Source organism: Roseisolibacter sp. H3M3-2, assembly GCF_029211165.1.
Classification (GTDB): domain Bacteria; phylum Gemmatimonadota; class Gemmatimonadetes; order Gemmatimonadales; family Gemmatimonadaceae; genus Roseisolibacter.
Genome location: NZ_JARGEK010000818.1, coordinates 1 through 505 on the forward strand (window position 1 = coordinate 1; position 505 = coordinate 505).

The 505-nt window shown below is 79.4% G+C and carries 1 protein-coding gene; it reads left to right on the forward strand.

From position 1 onward, the window contains the following. Window positions 1-312: LuxR C-terminal-related transcriptional regulator (locus tag PYV61_RS26590; RefSeq protein ID WP_275836904.1), on the forward strand; the 312-nt coding region annotated here is incomplete at its 5' end. Window positions 313-505: the final 193 nt, after the last annotated feature.

Here is a 505-nt window from a genome sequence, read left to right on the forward strand (position 1 = left end):
GGGCTGACCGCGCTCGTGCGCGAGGCCGCGCCGGCGCCGGCCGACGCCCCGCTCGTCGAGGCGGGGGTCCGGCGGGCCGGGGCGGTGGCGCCGCGGCCGGCCGACGGGCGCGCGCCCACCCTCAGCGGGCGGGAGCGGGAGGTGCTGGCGCTGCTCGCCGAGGGGCTGGCGAACAAGGTGATCGCGCCGCGGCTGGGGATCAGCGAGCACACCGTGAAGGCGCACGTCGCCGCGATCTTCGAGAAGCTCGGGGTCGGGACGCGCGCCGAGGCGGTGGTGACCGCCGCGCGGCTCGGGCTGCTGATGCTGTGAGGGCGGGCCCGGTGTAGGGAGGCGCAGGGGCCGCGTAGATTGCCGGCCCGTTCACGTCCCCATCCGCCATGCCGTCCGCCCTCTCCCGCTCCGCGCGCCGCGCCTGGCCGCTGGCCGCCCTGCTCGTCGGCGCCGTCGCCGCGGCCTGCGGCGGCGGGCCGCGCGCCAGTCGGAGGCCAAGCGGTCTTAGGAA